19 protein-coding genes and 1 pseudogene are annotated in these 15,592 nt (G+C 73.9%); 10 read left to right on the top strand and 10 right to left on the bottom strand.

The genetic code is table 11. The features are described from left to right. Positions 1–585 (bottom strand): annotated as a pseudogene (locus VR44_RS13770) (hypothetical protein); the annotation flags it as partial. Positions 586–710: 125 nt separating this feature from the next. On the opposite strand from VR44_RS13770, the gene bla reads away from it, so the two are divergent. The 5 genes from bla to VR44_RS13790 all read left to right on the top strand — a co-directional run bounded on the left by bla (position 711) and on the right by VR44_RS13790 (position 5,337). Continuing rightward, positions 711–1,646 (top strand): class A beta-lactamase, encoded by a 936-nt coding sequence (gene bla / locus VR44_RS13775; RefSeq protein WP_045947764.1) that lies wholly within the window; start codon positions 711–713, stop codon positions 1,644–1,646. A gap of 152 nt (positions 1,647–1,798) precedes the next feature. Beyond that, on the top strand, positions 1,799–1,921 hold the full coding sequence (locus VR44_RS48400; protein WP_281187135.1) for a hypothetical protein: 123 nt from the start codon (positions 1,799–1,801) through the stop codon (positions 1,919–1,921). Positions 1,922–2,305: 384 nt separating this feature from the next. Then, a complete protein-coding gene (locus tag VR44_RS13780) occupies positions 2,306–3,127 on the top strand; it encodes a lipase family protein (protein WP_245691787.1) in 822 nt (273 codons plus the stop codon). A gap of 183 nt (positions 3,128–3,310) precedes the next feature. Then, positions 3,311–4,258, top strand: coding sequence for a collagenase (locus VR44_RS13785; protein ID WP_425424501.1), 948 nt, complete (start codon positions 3,311–3,313; stop codon positions 4,256–4,258). A gap of 137 nt (positions 4,259–4,395) precedes the next feature. Continuing rightward, a complete protein-coding gene (locus VR44_RS13790) occupies positions 4,396–5,337 on the top strand; it encodes a DUF5829 family protein (protein ID WP_425424502.1) in 942 nt (313 codons plus the stop codon). A gap of 100 nt (positions 5,338–5,437) precedes the next feature. Here the strand turns inward: VR44_RS13790 and VR44_RS13795 are convergent, their stop codons facing one another. Continuing rightward, complete coding sequence (locus tag VR44_RS13795; RefSeq protein ID WP_045947766.1) at positions 5,438–5,995, bottom strand: ester cyclase; 558 nt, start codon at positions 5,993–5,995, stop codon at positions 5,438–5,440. Positions 5,996–6,088: 93 nt separating this feature from the next. Here VR44_RS13795 and VR44_RS13800 point away from each other — a divergent pair, with 93 nt between their 5' ends. Next, on the top strand, positions 6,089–6,718 hold the full coding sequence (locus tag VR44_RS13800; protein ID WP_045947767.1) for a TetR/AcrR family transcriptional regulator: 630 nt from the start codon (positions 6,089–6,091) through the stop codon (positions 6,716–6,718). A 106-nt stretch (positions 6,719–6,824) separates the two neighbouring features. Beyond that, on the top strand, positions 6,825–7,148 hold the full coding sequence (locus VR44_RS13805; RefSeq protein ID WP_045947768.1) for a hypothetical protein: 324 nt from the start codon (positions 6,825–6,827) through the stop codon (positions 7,146–7,148). A 90-nt stretch (positions 7,149–7,238) separates the two neighbouring features. Here the strand turns inward: VR44_RS13805 and VR44_RS13810 are convergent, their stop codons facing one another. From VR44_RS13810 to VR44_RS47120, 3 genes are read right to left on the bottom strand one after another with little or no spacing between them, the layout of a single operon-like run. Further along, positions 7,239–7,769 (bottom strand): SixA phosphatase family protein, encoded by a 531-nt coding sequence (locus VR44_RS13810; protein ID WP_045947769.1) that lies wholly within the window; start codon positions 7,767–7,769, stop codon positions 7,239–7,241. A 34-nt stretch (positions 7,770–7,803) separates the two neighbouring features. Next, positions 7,804–8,814 (bottom strand): DUF72 domain-containing protein, encoded by a 1,011-nt coding sequence (locus VR44_RS13815; RefSeq protein ID WP_063778918.1) that lies wholly within the window; start codon positions 8,812–8,814, stop codon positions 7,804–7,806. A gap of 37 nt (positions 8,815–8,851) precedes the next feature. Next, positions 8,852–9,427 (bottom strand): VanZ family protein, encoded by a 576-nt coding sequence (locus VR44_RS47120; RefSeq protein WP_425424503.1) that lies wholly within the window; start codon positions 9,425–9,427, stop codon positions 8,852–8,854. Positions 9,428–9,638: 211 nt separating this feature from the next. Here VR44_RS47120 and VR44_RS49105 point away from each other — a divergent pair, with 211 nt between their 5' ends. Then, positions 9,639–9,899, top strand: a complete 261-nt coding sequence (locus VR44_RS49105; RefSeq protein WP_425424504.1) for a YhjD/YihY/BrkB family envelope integrity protein — start codon at positions 9,639–9,641, stop codon at positions 9,897–9,899. A gap of 42 nt (positions 9,900–9,941) precedes the next feature. Here the strand turns inward: VR44_RS49105 and VR44_RS13830 are convergent, their stop codons facing one another. The 5 genes from VR44_RS13830 to VR44_RS13850 all read right to left on the bottom strand — a co-directional run bounded on the left by VR44_RS13830 (position 9,942) and on the right by VR44_RS13850 (position 14,431). Further along, positions 9,942–10,391 carry a PRC-barrel domain-containing protein gene (locus VR44_RS13830; RefSeq protein WP_045947771.1) on the bottom strand — a complete coding sequence of 150 codons (450 nt, stop codon included), beginning with the start codon at positions 10,389–10,391 and terminating at the stop codon, positions 9,942–9,944. Between the two features lie 159 nt (positions 10,392–10,550). After that, complete coding sequence (gene arr / locus VR44_RS13835) at positions 10,551–10,961, bottom strand: NAD(+)--rifampin ADP-ribosyltransferase (RefSeq protein WP_045947772.1); 411 nt, start codon at positions 10,959–10,961, stop codon at positions 10,551–10,553. A gap of 322 nt (positions 10,962–11,283) precedes the next feature. Next, positions 11,284–11,727 carry an STAS domain-containing protein gene (locus tag VR44_RS13840; RefSeq protein WP_094191622.1) on the bottom strand — a complete coding sequence of 148 codons (444 nt, stop codon included), beginning with the start codon at positions 11,725–11,727 and terminating at the stop codon, positions 11,284–11,286. Further along, complete coding sequence (locus VR44_RS13845; protein WP_094191624.1) at positions 11,724–12,848, bottom strand: cobalamin B12-binding domain-containing protein; 1,125 nt, start codon at positions 12,846–12,848, stop codon at positions 11,724–11,726. The genes VR44_RS13840 and VR44_RS13845 overlap by 4 nt, the downstream gene beginning before the upstream one ends. Continuing rightward, complete coding sequence (locus VR44_RS13850) at positions 12,845–14,431, bottom strand: PP2C family protein-serine/threonine phosphatase (RefSeq protein WP_094191628.1); 1,587 nt, start codon at positions 14,429–14,431, stop codon at positions 12,845–12,847. Before VR44_RS13850 ends, VR44_RS13845 begins: the two co-directional genes overlap by 4 nt. A 303-nt stretch (positions 14,432–14,734) precedes the next feature. On the opposite strand from VR44_RS13850, the gene VR44_RS13855 reads away from it, so the two are divergent. Both VR44_RS13855 and VR44_RS13860 read left to right on the top strand, forming a co-directional pair. Continuing rightward, complete coding sequence (locus VR44_RS13855) at positions 14,735–15,082, top strand: STAS domain-containing protein (RefSeq protein ID WP_045947773.1); 348 nt, start codon at positions 14,735–14,737, stop codon at positions 15,080–15,082. A 67-nt stretch (positions 15,083–15,149) separates the two neighbouring features. Then, a complete protein-coding gene (locus VR44_RS13860; RefSeq protein WP_094191627.1) occupies positions 15,150–15,587 on the top strand; it encodes an ATP-binding protein in 438 nt (145 codons plus the stop codon). Positions 15,588–15,592 lie beyond the last annotated feature (5 nt).

Below are 15,592 nucleotides of genomic sequence, written 5' to 3' on the forward strand. Positions count from 1 at the left end.
GGTGTCACCCGGGGTGAAAGCCGGATGGACGTCCCCGCCGGCCGTCCCGATCCGGCTCAACTCCTCGTCCAGGCCCGCCGGAGGGCGGACCCCGGCGCCGTCGAGAAGGGCGGGCAGGGCAGCGGCGTTCCGTGCGGTCCACGGCTCGTCCTCCCAGGACGGCATGCCCTTGTCGTACCGGGACCACAGCCGTGCGAGATCGGGGCGCCGGTGCACCGATCCCGCCGCCAGCGCCCCGAGCGCCCGGGCCCAGGCCAGCAGTCCGTTCTCGGCGAGGGCCGGATCGTTCCCGAGCAGGACGTCCGCCAGGGTGGGCGCGTTTCCGAGGTCCGCCATCACCAGGAGCGGAACCTTCGGGTCTACGCCCAGTACCTCGGGGGCCGAGATCCCGAGGGACAACCCGGCGGCCTCGGCCGTGAAACAGCGCAGGGACTCCGGCTCGTTGCCGAACGCCTTGACGATCACACTGCCGCCGCCGGCCGTCCGGCAGCGCAACACGGTGCTGCGCGAGCTGCCGCCGAGGTCGACCGGCCCGGACAGTTCGCCACCCACCAGCTCACCGGCGGCCTGCAAGATCGACTCCATCGCGGCATTGTGCCAGCGGCACCCTGGAGCCGGAGCCGGAGCCGGAGCCGATGCCGGTACCGCAACCGTCCTGGACCGGTTCGCGTGTTTCCTCCCGTAGTGATGATCAACGATGAGGAGACGATGTGAAGCGCGTGGCAAGCCGTCCGTCCCGTCGCACGGTCCTGGCCCTCGGTACTGGGGGCCTGGCCGCCCTCGGCCTCGGCGCCGCCGGCCAGGCGTCCGCGGCCCCTCGACCGGCCGAGGGCCCGGCCACCGTACGTCGGCTGCGGGAGATGGAACGGGAGCACGGCGCCCGTATAGGCGTCTACGCCCGCAACCTGGTCACCGGCCGGACGGTGGCCAACCGGGCGGAGGAAACCTTCCCGGTCTGCTCGGTGTTCAAGCCGCTGGCCGCGGCGGCCGTCCTGCGGGACCTCGACCGCGACGGGGAGTTCCTGGCCCGCCGGGTCCACTACACCGCGGCCGAGGTGGAGGCGGCCGAATGGGCCCCCGTCACCAAGGACCACGTGGCGGACGGAATGACGATCGAGGCCCTGTGCGCGGCCGCGGTGAGCCAGAGCGACAACCTCGCGGGCAACCTGCTCCTGCGCGAGCTGGGCGGGCCGACCGGCATCACCCGCTTCGCCCGGTCCCTCGGCGACCGCGTGACCCGGCTCGACCGCTGGGAACCGACCCTGAACTCCGCCGAGCCCTGGCGCGTGGAGGACACCACCAGCCCACGCGCCATCGGGGAGACCTACGTCCGGCTGCTGCTCGGGAACGCACTGGCCCGCAAGGACCGGGACCGGATCACCGGCTGGCTGCTCGCCAACACCACCAACACCCAGCGGTTCAAGGCGGGCCTGCCCGGCTGGACCCTGGCCGACAAGACCGGCGGCGGAAACGCCTACGGAGTCGCCAACGACGTGGGCGTGGTCTGGAGCCCGGCCGGTGTGCCCGTGGTGATGGCGGTCCTGACGACCAGGCCGGAGGCGCCGCAGGGCCCGAACGACAGCAAGCTCGTCGCCGACACGGCCCGCCTGCTGGGCGAGGCCGTCCTGGACGCCGGGCACGCGTAAGCGCGCTGAAGCGGTCGCTCCCCGACGGGACCCCTCCCCATCCGGCGGAGGGGCACCCGCCGAGCGGACCGGTGTCCGCGCCGGGAAGAGCGCGTGCGGCTGCTCAGACCCCGAGGCGCGGGATCAGGGAAGCCGTCGAGTTCCACCGGGCCGTGTCCGGCGCCTACGGCGACCGCGCCCTGCTGGAGCGCAACCTGCGCCCCGGCTTCGAAGCGGAGTTCGCGGCCATCGACTCCGAGGACACGGCGAGCACCCCGTTCGGCCCCGTCGGCTGAGCCATGAGGAATCCCACGACGTCGTAGAAGCGTGGGAGCGGCGGCCCTCCGCCGGCCGGGGAGCGGGACCGGGTCCGCGCGGCGGGAGCCCCCGCGTGGCCGGCCCGCGGCCGCGGTGTGCCGTTCGGGTGGCGGTCGATCGTTTCTGCCCCACCTGAACGTGTGGCGGCGGCCGGGCACGGGGCGCGGGGTGGCTAGCGTCGCGGGGACCGCCCTCCGCCACGCCCCGGGTCCTCGTGCGGGCCACCCGCCTGTCCGGAGGCCCGCCCGGGGGCCGCGCCCTGCCGCGCCGCTGCCGGCGGGCCGGCCGGCGTCGGCCCGCGTCCGGGTGCGGTGCGACCGGGTGCCCGGGCGGGAGGGAACCGACGACGGAAAGGCAACCCCGTGTCAGCACCGACCGGCATCGACCACGACGCGCGCAAGCACAGTCCCCGGCTCGCCTACGGCATGGCCAAGGCCGCGGCCCTGGCCTACAAGGACGAGGCGACCGTTGCGGCGACCGCCCGGGAGTGGGGCTTCGACCGGGTGCGTCATCACCACACCCGTTTCACACCGCCGTTCCCCCTGGAGGACACCCAGGCCTACACGGTCGCCAGCGACAAGATGATCATCACGGGCTTCCGGGGCACCGAGCCCGCGCAGATCCGCGACTGGCTCTCCGACGCGACCACCCCGCCCTACCCGGGCCCGGGGAACACCGGCTACATCCACTACGGCTTCGGCCGGGCCCTCGACTCGGTCTTCCCCGCCGTGAAGGAGGCCGTCGCCGACTTCCGCGACAACGACCAGAGCGTGTGGTTCACCGGTCACAGCCTCGGCGGCGCGCTGGCGATGCTGGCGGGCTGCCGCATGTACCTCGAAGAGCCGCGCCTGCAGGCGGACGGCATCTACACCTACGGCCAGCCCCGCACCTGCGACCGGCTCCTGGCCGCCTCCTGCAACAAGGGCTTCAAGGACCGTCTGCACCGCTACGTCAACAACAACGACATCGTCCCCCAGCTCCCCCCGGAACCCGCCTACACCCACGTCGAGACCCTCCACTACATCGACGCGTCCGGCCGCGTCCGCGCCTCCATGCCGCTCCTCGGCGCCCTCGGCGACCACGTGAAGGGTGCCACCGCCGATCTGCTGGCCCCCGCCGGCGACGCCCTGCGGGACCACCCCGTCAAGCAGTACGTCGCCGCCCTGGAGAAGAACCTCGTCTGAGCGACCGCCCTTCGCCCGTCCCGCGGTGACCGCGGCGGCGGGCGACCACTTCCCCCCGCCCGGGCCGGCCCGGCGCACGAGGGCATCTGAAGCTGTCCAAACCATTGATGAGCCATGTGACATGTGCCATGTTACAGCGCAGCCGTCAGCAGACGGGACCTCCTTCCTCAACAGGAGCGAATCTTGCGCGCGTTGGCCATCGCCACAGCCCTGCTCACCGCCGCCCTCGCGGCGTCCCCCACCCAGGCCGCCCAGGCGGCCCCGGCCGACCCCACGCCGGGCCACGCCTTCGCCGACCCGGCCCAACGCCCGGCCCACGGCATCGCGAACGGCGCCTCCAGCCCGACCGGGACAACCGGCGGCAAGCTGGAATCACGCATCCTGCCGATCGTCCACACCTGCGGCCCCACCCTGCGGATACGGGCCCAGGAGATGACCGCCGACCAGCTGACGGCGACCTGCGCGAGCCTCGCCAACCAGGACGCCTACTTCCACAGCGTGGTCAAGGACCCCGGCCCCGTCGCCGACGACCACAACACCACGCTCGAGGTCGACGTCTTCAACTCCAGCGCCGACTACAAGACCTACGCGGGCAGGATCTACGGCATCGACACCAACAACGGCGGCATGTACCTGGAGGGAGACCCCTCCACGACGGGCAACCAGCCGCGGTTCATATGCTACGAGCGCACCGACGTCAGCCCCGGCTGGCAGATATGGAACCTCAACCACGAGTACACCCACTACCTCGACGGCCGCTTCGACATGTACGGCGACTTCAGCGCCGGCCAGACCACCCCGACCGTGTGGTGGAGCGAGGGCCTCGCCGAGTACGTCTCCTACTCCTACCGCGGCGTCCCCTACACCGCCGCGCTGGCCGAGGCGGCCAGGCACACGTACTCCCTGCGCACGCTGTTCGACACCACCTACGCCAACAGCGACGTCAACCGCACCTACAACTGGGGCTACCTCGCCGCCCGTTACATGATCGAAAGACACCCGGCCGACGTGGCCACCGTCCTCGGCCACTACCGCACCGGGAACTGGACCGCCGCCCGCTCCTACCTCACGTCGCTGGACTACGAGAGCGACTGGAACGCCTGGCTGACCGCAGTGGGGGCGGCCGCCTGACCCACGGGCCGTCGGCCGGACCCGCGGGCCCGGCCGACGGCCGCGGACCTGACGGCCGCTCAACCGGAAGGCTCCTCCTGCTTTGCGCACCGGAAAAGCACAAGTGGACGCGGTCCGCGCCGCCTACGATCACCCGCATGCGACTTCGACGACTGTTGCACGTGTTCATGATCCTCGCCGTGGCACTGGCCGGGTGGGCCGGCGGCACCAGCGGTATCGCGTCGGCGCTGGAGGAAGGGCCGCCGCCGACGGCTCGTCAACTGCTCTTCTTCAACCACGCATACGGCGTGCTCGACCGGGAGACCGCCGACGCCATCGAGCACTCCGCCTACCTGCGCGACTTCGCGGACTTCCAGGTCCGCACCACGACCGGCTCGGGCGGCGAGACCTGGACCGGCCGCTACCTGAGGGGGCGCGAGACCTACCTCGAGCTGTTCGGCGTCGGTGACGTCCCCGGCCAGGACGGCACCCTGGGCGCCGGCGGAATGGGGATCTCCGCCGAACGGGCCGGCGACCTCGCCACGGTCACCGCCCGCCTCCACGACCAGGGCGTGCCGAATCCGATCACCTTCCGGCAGACCCGGGACTTCGGCGACGGGATCCCCGTGCCCTGGTTCGACGCCGTCTTCACCACCGGCCAGTACGACGGCTTCGGCGCCTGGGGCATGGAATACCTCCCCGAGTACTTCGCCGACCCACGCAGCAACACCGAACCGGCCTCGTACCCCGGGGACGTCGGCCGCGAACGGTACCTGCCCGACGGCTACCGCGACCACCTGATGCGCGACGTGACCTCGATCCGCCTCGCGGTCACCGCCCGCGACCTGGCCGCCACCCTGCCCCTGCTCCGGGCGGGCGGCTTCACGGTGCGCGAACTCCCCAACGGCAGCGCCCTGGCGCAGGGCGGGGGCACCACCATCCACCTGGACCCCGTGGCGCGCGAGCAGGCCGGGCTGCGCGAGGTCGAGATGTCCCTCAACCACCCGGTGGCGTACCGCCACGAGGAGCGCATCGGCCACTCGACCCTCGTCGTCGGCCCCGGCGACCGCGCCGTGTGGACCTTCGGGGCCGCGGGGTAGCGGGGACTCCCGCGTCGCCCGGATCCCCGTGCACCTGACCGGCCCCCGGCGCGTTTCCGCGGGCCAGGCCCACCCCCCCCCGCGCCGCCCGGCGACGGCCTCAGGCGTGTGCGAGGCCCGCGGCGCGGGCAGCCGTCGCGGCCGTTCCCGCCGCGGCCCGGCCGGCGCGCCCGGTCAGTTTCCAGGCGAGTGCCCGCAGGACGGTGAGGCCGGGCGGCAGGACGCCGAGCTGGCCGAGCAGGGTGAGGTCGTCGCGTACGGCCTCGTGGCGCACCACCTTGTCGTCGCGCAGACGCAGCACGTGGACGTGCTCGTAGTCGATCCGGGCGCCCGTCGGCGGGATGGCCCGGTCGAGGGCACCGTCGCGGTAGAGGACGAAGGGGCCGGTGTGCTGCCCCTGCATCCGCAGCCGCACCCATGCCCGGTCGCCCTCGTGGGCCACGTCGAGGACGGGGAAGCGCAGGTCGCTGAAGGCCGAGCGCATCCACGCCCCCGAGGCGAGGACCCCGGCCGGGCCGGGCAGCGCGCAGGCGGCAGGGGAGACGCCCGCTTCCCGGTTGCTGAAATCGGCGTGTACGTACTGGGCGGCCAGTGCCGCTTCCCCGGTCTCCAGGACCTTGAAGAGGCCCAGCGCCGCGTCCGTGACTTCGTTCCGCATCGGGATCCCGTCTCTCTTCCGGAGGGTCGAAATTGAGGTTAGGCATAGCCTATTGAATAGTTCAAGCGCCTCTCGAGTGGCTACACTGACCCCATGCCTACGAAGCGCAGTTACGTGTCCCCCCGGCGGGAACAGGCGGCCGCGCACACGCGCGAGCTGATCCTGCGGTCGGCGACCGGCCTGTTCGCCGACCGCGGCTACGGCCGGGTGACCGTCGGGGACATCGCCGCCGGGGCCGGTGTCTCACCCAAGACGGTCTTCGCGAGCCTCGGCAGCAAGAGCGACATCCTCAACGAGATCGTCGACGCGGCCGTCCGGGATTCCGGCCACGAACGAGCCCTGCGGTCCGTGCGCGTCGCACAGGACCCCGTTGCCGTCCTGGAAGCGGTGGCCCGTGGCACCCGCACCGGCAACGAGAGCAAGTACGCCGTCCACGAGGCGATCCGCAAGGCGTTGCCCTCCCACGAGGACGGCGAGGTGCTGTGGGAACGCGCCACGGCGGACTACCGCGCCGCGCTGCGTGAGGCCGCCCGGCGCCTGCATGCCCTGGCGTCGCTCCCGTACTCGCAGGAGGAGACGGCCGACCTGCTGTGGTTCTGGTTCGGCCCAGCCGGCTGGCGCACGCTGGTGGCGGAGGCCGGCTGGAGCTGGGACCGTGCGCAGGAGTTCCTCCTGCGCACCGCCACCGTCACCCTTCACGCCCCGTCCCACGAGCGGCGGTGACCAGGATCCGGCCGCCGGGAAGCACTCCAGCGCGCTTCGATGGGGGGACGAACTCTGCCTGTTCGTGAGACAGTTCATGGTCTCGTCGCCGGGGGAAGGACGGATTGTGGCGCGCGAAGAAAAGGTCATGCTGACGGCTCGCGAGGTGAGCTACTTGTGGCCGGGTGTCCGTCCTCACTCGGTGTATGTGAACGCGCTGGCCTATGGGGTGCGGATGGCAACGGACAGCTGGCCGACCACTACGGGGTACGCCAGCAAGGTGTCGTACAACGCCGACGATGTGCGCCGAGTGGCCCCGCAGGTAGCAGCCAAGCCCCTCAAGGGGCCGTCCCGGGTACCGTGCTGTCTGCTGCTGATCGTTCTGATAGTGGGGCCGTTCGTGTGGCTGGCGATATACATAGTGAGGGGGAGCGGTTGGAGCGGGTGGTGAAGGGGTGAGGCACCGGGAATCCGCCGGGTCACCGGCTGGCTGATGCGCGGTCCTGCGCCGCGCGGGCGAGGCCCCGCCGCCCCGGCCCGGTCAGTCGGCGTCGCCCGGCGCCCAGAAGGCGGCCAGGCGCGCCGCGCGGGGCCCGACGTCGCCCCAGCCGCCGTCGAAGGTCAGCACGGCGACGGCGGACTTGGGAAAGGCGGTCCGCAGACGCCCTACGAGCGGTTCCGGGCCGCCGTCGCACAGGTTCTTGGCGAGGTCGTGGACCGCCGGGTTGTGGACCACCAGCACCAGCCCGGTCACCTCGGCCGCCACCCCCCTCACGGCGGAGAGCAGGTCGTGCGCCTCGGCCTCGTACAGGCGGTCCTGGTAGACGGTGGGCGGCGGTTGGCTCAGTCGGGGCAGCATCAGCTGCCAGGTCTGGCGGGTCCGCCGGGCCGGGGAACACAGGGCCAGGTCCACGGCGAAGCCGGACCGCTCCAGCCAGTCGCCCGCCAACGGCGCATCGTGGGAGCCGCGGTCGCTGAGCGCGCGGTCGAAGTCCTCCGTGACGTGTTTGGGCACCGCCTCGGCATGCCTGACGAGCACGATCCGGCGTTCCCCTGCACCTCGCTGCGGCACGGTCCGATCCTCCCGCCTGCGCCGACCCGGCGGGTCAGCCACGTTGTCGCCGGGGTGCTGAGCCGGCACGCGGGCGCGGTGGTACGGAGAGGGGTGCGCGCGCGTGCCCGGACCCGGCGGCCGAGAGGCCGCTCGCACTTCCGGCCGCCGTCTCCAGGATAGGTCCGACCGTGCGGGCCCGCGGGGCGGCGGCCTCGTGCGGGTCCAGCAGGCCGAGCAGGGTCTCGGCGGCGCGTACGGCGGCGTCACCGCAGCAGTTGTTGAACAGCACGTGCAGCCGGTCGACGCGGTCCGCCACGGAGCGCAGGCGCGGGAGCCAGCCGCGCAGCTCCTCCCGGGTGTACGCGTGCCGGAAACGGTCCTCCTTGCCGCCGGCTCCCCAGCCCGCGCTGCGGCCGTGGAAGCGGACCACTCCGAGCGCCGGGGAGGTCACCGGGGTGACCGGCGGCATCGAGGTGGGCAGCCCCTGGGCGGTGTCCACCGCCACGGCGGTGGCGTCCAGGTCCCGCAACAGGTCGCTGGTGCGCTCCCGGCGGTCCTCGCGCCACCAGTCGGGGTGGCGGAACTCCACGGCCACGGGCCACCGCGCCGCCCGCTTCCTGGTGCGGTGCAGCACGGCCTCCGCCGCCGGGCCGGGAGTGAACCGGGGCGGGAACTGGAACAGCACGGCGCCCAGCCGGCCGGCGTCCGCGAGCGGTCGGAGGGCCGCGCCGAAACGGTGCCAGACCTCGTCGAGGAGTTCGGGATCCCCGGCGTCGTAGCCGCGGAGGTCGGCGGGCAGGGCGGCCTTGCGGGTCGGGTGGCCGGTGAGGAGGGAGAACGCCTTGACGTCGAAGAGGAAGCCCGGCGGGGTGCGTTCGGCCCAGAGGATGCCGTTGCGCACGCTGGGGAGGGCGTAGTAGCCGGAGTCGACCTCCACCACGGGGAACCGTTCGGCGTAATGCCGCAGCCGCCCCTCCGGGTCGCGGCGCCCGGGCGGGTACCACCCGCTGCCCACGAGGGCCTTGTCCGTCCAGGAACACGTCCCGATCAGCATCTCACCCATCTCGTCCCTCCGTTCTCCCCGTGTCGCATCCGCTTCCCTATCGGGCCGGCGGCACCGGGGCGGACCCGCCGGCGGGGGCGCGGCCGCCGCGGCGCGTCAGGCGGTGCCACCAGTGGTGGCGGCGGGGGTGGACGGCCCGGCCCATCCGGCGGCCCAGCAGGAGGTAGCCGAGCAGTGCTCCCGTGGTGTTGAGGATGACGTCGTCCACGTCGAAGGCGCGCCCGGTGACCAGCGCGCCCTGGATCAGTTCGACGAGCGTCATCACCACGGCCGTCACCGCCGCCACCCTCACCAGCCCGCGGGCCTGCGGCAGGAGCACCGGGAGCAGCACCCCGAAGGGAACGCCGAGCAGGACGTTCCCGCCGAGCTGCTCGGCGGCCTCCCGGACGGACACGCCGTCGAGGTACGGGCCGATCGAGGCGCCCGGGCGGGTGTTGCTGTGCACCAGCCCGGCCGACGCCGCCGACGGCTCCAGGGTGACGTGGGCCAGGGCCAGGCTGAACAGCACCGTCCCGGCGAAGGCGGCCAGCACCGCCAGGGCCCGCAGCACGGGCCGCGTGGGCGGCCCGACGACGGGGGCACGCTCCCGGGCCCTCTCCCGGGCCCTCTCCACCTCCTCCGTCCGCCGCCTCCCCTTCGCCTGGCGCAACGCGGCGAGCTTCCCGCGCAGGTCCGTCGACCGCTCCCTCCATGACCGGCTTCGTACCGTGCAGCCGCGTGTACCCCGCCGAACGGCGCCGACGCACCCGGCCCGGCCGCAACGGCCTTGAAAAAAGCCAAAACTGACGGGGCATCCGTCGCGCATGCCGGGGCAGGAGCGGTCCGTGGCACCCGACGCCCTCGGCGCGCACCGGCGCACCCCCGGACACTGGACCCCCGCCGGGCGGATCGCCGCGGCGCTGCGCCGCACCGCGGTCCGGCTCTGGGACGACGTCGCCGCCCTCTACGCCGGGGCGGGCACCCACAACCGGCTGTACGGCTCACTGGCCGGGACCATCGTGTTCCTGGTGTGGCTGTGGGTCACCAATCTGGCCCTCCTTGCCGGAGCCCAGTTCAACGCCGTGCGCGCCCGCCCGGGCGAGTAGGCGGGGCCGGGTACGCCCGCTCCGCCCTCCCGGTTCAGCCGCTCACCGGCCGGGCCGCGCCGGCCGCAGCCGCGACACCCGGGCCTCCCGGCCCGCGGTCCCCTCGCGGATGGTGTCCGCCCGGTCCATCCGGCTCCAGCCCGAACCGGGCTCGGCGTTCACCTCCTCGCGGACGTCCGTCAGCCCGTAGTGCGCGAACAGCCGCTGCTCCTCCGCCACGGTCAGCACGCTCCCGCAGTCGAGCGCCGCGCACGGAGCCCGTTCGATCAGCGAGACGGCGTACGGCAGCACAAGCCGCTCCTGCTCCAGCACGGCGTGCCGCAGCGGGGCGAACACCCCTCCCAGGCCGGACGCCCGGTCGGTGATCCGCACCCACTCGGGCCTGCCGGTGGTGTCGTCCACCAGCACGTACTCCACCCCGCCGACCCGCTGGCCGCCCTCCGTATAGGCCGCACACCCCGCCATGGCCGCCAGCTGCTCCTGCTTGATCATCGTTCCTCCTCGTGCACCTGCCGCGCGTTCCTGTCACGGCCCGGCTACCCAGACCGGGCCGCAAGAAGCGGACCCACGAGATCCGCACGAGAGGAGACCCGCACGCGTGCCGCCCCGAGCACCACCGGACGACGCGTCGCAACGTCGCCTGATGCGGCGTCAGTTGATGATCTCGGCGCGGTCGTCCGTGCGGATGGCGGCCAGACGGTCCCGCCACACCTGGAGGGCCTCGGGCGTCTGCCGTGTCCAGTCGGTGACCTCGCCGACCACCCGCAGCGGGTGCCTGCTGCGGTAGGAGCGGGTGGGGTTGCCGGGGAACTTCCGGTCGGTGACGTTGGGGTCGTTCTCGAACGCGCCGGTCGGCTCGACGACGTACACGCGCGGCTTCCCGTCACCCGCGGCGAGTTCGGCGGCGAGTCCCGCGCCGTCGCGCAACGCCGTGAAGTAGATGTGGTTCATCACGATCTCGGGCCGGTAGTTGGAACGGAAACCCGCGGTGAGATGGTCTCCGACCTGCAAATCGGCCTTCGTGCCGTGAAAGAAGGGACCTTCGTCCAACACCTCGTCCATCGACGCAGGTTATCAAGGGACGCCGCCCTGTCCGCCCGGAGCGGGGGCAGCCGGCCGGACCGGGCCGCCGCCGACCGGGGCGTCGCCAGGACCCGCGCCTGGGGGTGCCGTCTGCGGGCCACCGCCACGGCACCGTTCCGTCGTCCCGCCGCAGGCACACCCGCGGCCCGCGTCCACGCCTCCCCGCGGATCCGGCCCGGCCACGCAGCCCCCTCGGCCCGGTCCGGCGGCCCGTCCGACCACGGCCCGAGGCNGAGGCCGCCCGGCGGCCCCGCACCACCACGGCCGCAGCCCGAACCGGCCGGCCTCCGGTGCGGCCGGCTCAGACGTGCGGCTCCGCGACGCCGGAGGGAGGAGCCGCCGACTGGTTCTCGTCCGCCGGACCGCCGCGCGCGGGGCCGCGGCCGGCGCGGCGCCGCGCCTGCGGGCGCGCGGCAGGAGCCGTGAGGTACTCCAGCGTGCCGGTGACCTCCAGCAGGCGGTCGAGCTGTACCGTCCGCGCGTCGAGGTGCAGGTCCGCGCCCGCCCCGCCGGTGCGCCGGCGGACCATCAGCAGCGCGGCCAGGCCGCTGGAGTCGACGGCCGACAGCCCGGCGCAGTCCAGCCGCAGGTGGCCGAGCCCGGCATGGACGGTGAGTACCTCGTCCACGGCCGCGAGGAGGAGGTCCGCGTGGAGGTGGTCGAGGTCGCCGCTCAGCTCGACGCGCACCGTGTCCTGGGCGGCGGAGTACGTCAGGCCGAACGGGGCGGAGGGCGTGCTCGTCATTCAGCGGTCCCGGCAGGGGAGAGGGGGGTACGGGTCAGGCGGGCGGCTCCGGCCCGCAGGATGGCGGTGGCGCGGGGGAAGTCCTGGAGCTCCCGTCCCAGGAGCTCCAGCGCGGGCCGCAGTGAGGCGGACGGGACCCCTCGGGCGTCGAGGACTCCGGCGGTCCATTCCAGGAAGCCGCAGAAGAGGTCCTCGTCCCCGGTGTAGAGGGCGGCGGCGAGGAATTCGACGATGTGGGAGAGGTCCTCGGCCGTGTGCTCGCGCTGGACCTCGGAGTAGGTGCGCATCGCCGGGCAGGCGTCCGCCAGTTGCCCGAACACGGAGCCGACCAGCTGCGGGCGGCTGCGGGCGACCAGGGTGTACTCCTGGTCCCTGAGGTGGGGCAGGTCGTCGATGGCGTGGTGGCCGGGGCGGACCCGCGGCAGCGGGCCACGGGCCAGCGCGTCGGCGGCGGCCCGGGCGTCCGGCGCCCAGCCGTCCGCGCCGAGCAGGCGGGCGTAGCGGCTCCCGGGGCCGAAGGCGGCCCCACCCACGAGCACGGGGGTCCCGACGGCCTGGCAGGCGGTGATGGCGGCGTGGGCGGCGGGCAGCCGCGTCGCGAGGGAGCCGGAGAGGGCGACGAGGTCCGGCCCGGTCCGGTGCAGGTGTGCGACGAGGTGCGGGGCGCTCACCTGCGCCCCAAGGTAGTCGACGCGCCAGCCCCTGAGACGCAGTACCTCGGCCAGCAGCCGGGCCGGCAGGGCGTGCCATTCGCCCTCCACGCAGGCCACCGCGACACGGCCGCGCGTCGGCGCCGTCTGCGCCGAGGGGTGCAGGGTGAGGGCCGTGACGGCCCGGTCGTTGATGGCGGTGGCGGCGTGCTCCTGGGCCACCGTGATGCGGTCGGCCGCCCACTCCCGGCCGACCCGCCGCTGCACGGAGGCGATGACGTCGAGCAGGAGGTCCTCGGCGCCCATGCCCTCCTCCAGCGCGCGGACCACCGCGCCGATCGCGGCGGACTCGTCGAGCGCCATCACGGACTCCCACACCCGCGCGCGGAGTTCACCGGCCGTGGCCGGCGGCGCGGCGGTCCCGGGGGAGGCAGGGGAGGGGGCCGGTGCCGTGGTGTCGTAGGGGCTCACGCGGTGAACCGCCCGCGGGTGTGGCCGTCCACGGCACTGAGGTGGTTGGTGCGCGGCGCCGCGATGACGACGACGGCCATGTCGTCGTGGCGGCCCGCCCCCACCCACTGAGAGGTGAGCATCTGGACGTGCTCCACCACCGCCTCGGCGGGCATCGCCGCGCACTGCGACAGAGCGCGGCGCAGCCGCTCCTCTCCGAACATCGCACCGCCCATGGGCCCTCCCCGTGCCTCGCTGATTCCGTCGGTGTACAGCACACAGGTGTCCCCGGGGGCGAGGGTCACCCGGGCCGTCTGCGTGGTGATCTCGGGCAGCGCGCCCACCAGGGTGCCCTTGGTGCGTGCCTCCTCCACCCGGCCGTCGGAGCGCAGGATCAGCGGCGCGGGGTGCCCGGCGCTCGTCAGGCGCAGCCGTACGGCGTTGCCGTCCCGGGCCGCGGAGGCGAGCACCATGGTGGCGAAGCGGGCGTTCTCGGTGTTCAGCAGCGAGGTGTTGAGCAGGCTGAGCATCCGGTGGTGGTCGTCGGCCATCGGCAGGAGGGCGTGCAGCGTGTTGCGGATCTTGCCGGTCATCACCGCGGCCTCCAGCCCCTTGCCGCACACGTCGCCGAGGACGACCAGGGAGGGCGCGCCCTCACCGGTGGCGGGGTGGACGTCGTAGAAGTCGCCGCCCACCCGCTCGTGGTCCTTCGACGGCCGGTAGCCGCCGGCGTACTCCACCCCGCAGACCTGGTGCAGCGAGGGCGGCAGGAGCTCGCGCATCAGCGTGTCGGTGATCGACGCCTGCTCCGCGTAGAGCCGGGCGGCCGACATCGCGGCGCCGGCGCGGGCGGCGAACAGCCGCGCGAACACCTCCTCGCCCTCCGTGAACGCCTCGGCGCCGCCGTTGCGCAGCAGCACCAGGGCGCCCGCGGGCACTCCGTGCCCGGGCAGGGGCGTGATCACGATCGATCCGAGGGCGACGAGACCCTCCGGGACCAGCCAGGCGGGCGCGGCGGACGGGTCGAGCCACCGGGACGGGACCGGCGGGAAGCCCTGGAGCGCCTCGGCCAGCCCCGGCACCTCCCCGGGGTCGACGGCGACGCGCGACACCGACGGGCTGCCGCCGCGGACGCACGAGACGACGGGGAGCAGGAGGCCCTGCGCGGGGGCGATCACCAGGGCCGCGTCCGCGAGGTGGTCGGCCGCCATCTGCGCCGTGACGTCCATGCAGCGGTCGAGGTTCAGGGACGACAGCAGGAGGTTGGAGGAGCGGACCAGGAACTCGGTGCGTTTGCGTTCCGTCCACAGGGCCTCCCGGGCCAGGCGGTGGTCGGTGTCGTCGACCAGCCACCACGCGACCGTGCCGTCGTCATGAGGCGTCGGGTGCGCCTCATAGGAGCGGTCGCCGACCCGCCCCTGGACGGTCCGGGCACCGGCCGGCGGGCGCTGCGCGGGGACGGGGACGGTGCAGCGCGCGTGAGCCGACACCAGCCAGCCGGGGACCGCGCCGGCCAGCGCCGCGCCCGGGCGGGCGTCGGGGAACACCAGCCCCGCCGCCTCGTTGACGTGGACCACGACCGCGTCCGCGTCGGCCACCAGCACCGGGTAGGGGGCCTGGCCCCACGGCCGGGCCCCGGTCGGCGAATTCGACGTCGTCTCGGTGGAAGGAACCAAACGCTGAAGGCCCGCTGCGCGGACCCCTCACCCCTTCATCGTGTTCATCACGTCGGAAAGACCTCGGAACAACAGTTGTCCTACGGCAACCATCCTCCATGGGCCGTACGCCGTGCAACCGGACCCCCGCGCACGTGGGAGGACTCATCCCCCCGGGTGACGGCGGTACGGGTGACCGGATGCGCGGTACCCGGTACGGATATACCGCGCGCGGTGGGGGAGGATGGTCCGGTGACCGGAGGGAAAGCGGTCGTCACCACGACCACAGAACGCGAAGCGACCGTCATCCGCCTGCAGGGCGAAGTCGACGAGGACGACACGCCGTTGCTGGCCCGGGCCCTCGGGCAGGCGGCGCAGGGCGGCCCGCCGCGCACCGTCGTGGACCTGTCGGGTACCCCTTTCGTGGACTCCTCGGTGCTGCACGCGCTGCTCGCCGCGCAGCGGGCCCACGCCGCCCGCGGCCGCGTGCTCGTCCTCGCCGGCCCGCTGCAGACCGCCGTCCGCAGGCTGTTGGACGTCACGGGAGCCGCACATGCCTTCCGCATGGCCGACAGCCTCGCGACGGCGATGACGTGCTGACCCCCACCGGACGCCCCGGGACGCGGCGGCACGGTACGACCCGTTCGGCGATGGGCAGGCGATGAGCATGAACCACCCACCCCTGCCGTCCCGGCCGCTCCACGGCGCGCGGCGGCAGCCCGAGGAAGGGCTCGGCGCCCGGCCCGCCACACCGCCGCCCGAGTCGGCGGCCGCGGCCCGGGAACACGTCCGGGAACTGCTGCTCCTCGCGGGCGTCAGCCTCGACAGCGTCCCGGCCGCGGACGCCCTGCTCGTCACCTCGGAGCTGGTCACCAACGCGATCCGGCACGGCCACGGCGTCACCGCCTTCCGGGCCGACATAGCGGACGGCGTCCTGCGCCTGTCGGTCGCGGACGCCAACCCCCTCCCGCCCACGGCCCGCACGGGGTCGGCCGAGCACCCCGGCGGTTACGGCTGGCCCCTCGTCCAGCGTCTGGCCGAGCGCGTGGACTGCACCACCCGGGCCGACGGCAAGACCATCACCACGGCCCTCCGCCTGAGCTGACCCGG

The organism is Streptomyces katrae (assembly GCF_000966975.1).
GTDB classification, from domain to species: Bacteria; Actinomycetota; Actinomycetes; order Streptomycetales; family Streptomycetaceae; genus Streptomyces; species Streptomyces katrae.

Coding starts and splice junctions, on each gene's coding strand:
- VR44_RS13790 (WP_425424502.1), top strand. CDS start 4,396: ATGCGACTTCGACGACTGTTGCACGTGTTCATGATCCTCGCCGTGGCA.
- VR44_RS13795 (WP_045947766.1), bottom strand. CDS start 5,995: ATGCGGAACGAAGTCACGGACGCGGCGCTGGGCCTCTTCAAGGTCCTG.
- VR44_RS13800 (WP_045947767.1), top strand. CDS start 6,089: ATGCCTACGAAGCGCAGTTACGTGTCCCCCCGGCGGGAACAGGCGGCC.
- VR44_RS13815 (WP_063778918.1), bottom strand. CDS start 8,814: ATGGGTGAGATGCTGATCGGGACGTGTTCCTGGACGGACAAGGCCCTC.
- VR44_RS13830 (WP_045947771.1), bottom strand. CDS start 10,391: ATGATCAAGCAGGAGCAGCTGGCGGCCATGGCGGGGTGTGCGGCCTAT.
- arr (WP_045947772.1), bottom strand. CDS start 10,961: ATGGACGAGGTGTTGGACGAAGGTCCCTTCTTTCACGGCACGAAGGCC.
- VR44_RS13840 (WP_094191622.1), bottom strand. CDS start 11,727: ATGACGAGCACGCCCTCCGCCCCGTTCGGCCTGACGTACTCCGCCGCC.
- VR44_RS13860 (WP_094191627.1), top strand. CDS start 15,150: ATGAACCACCCACCCCTGCCGTCCCGGCCGCTCCACGGCGCGCGGCGG.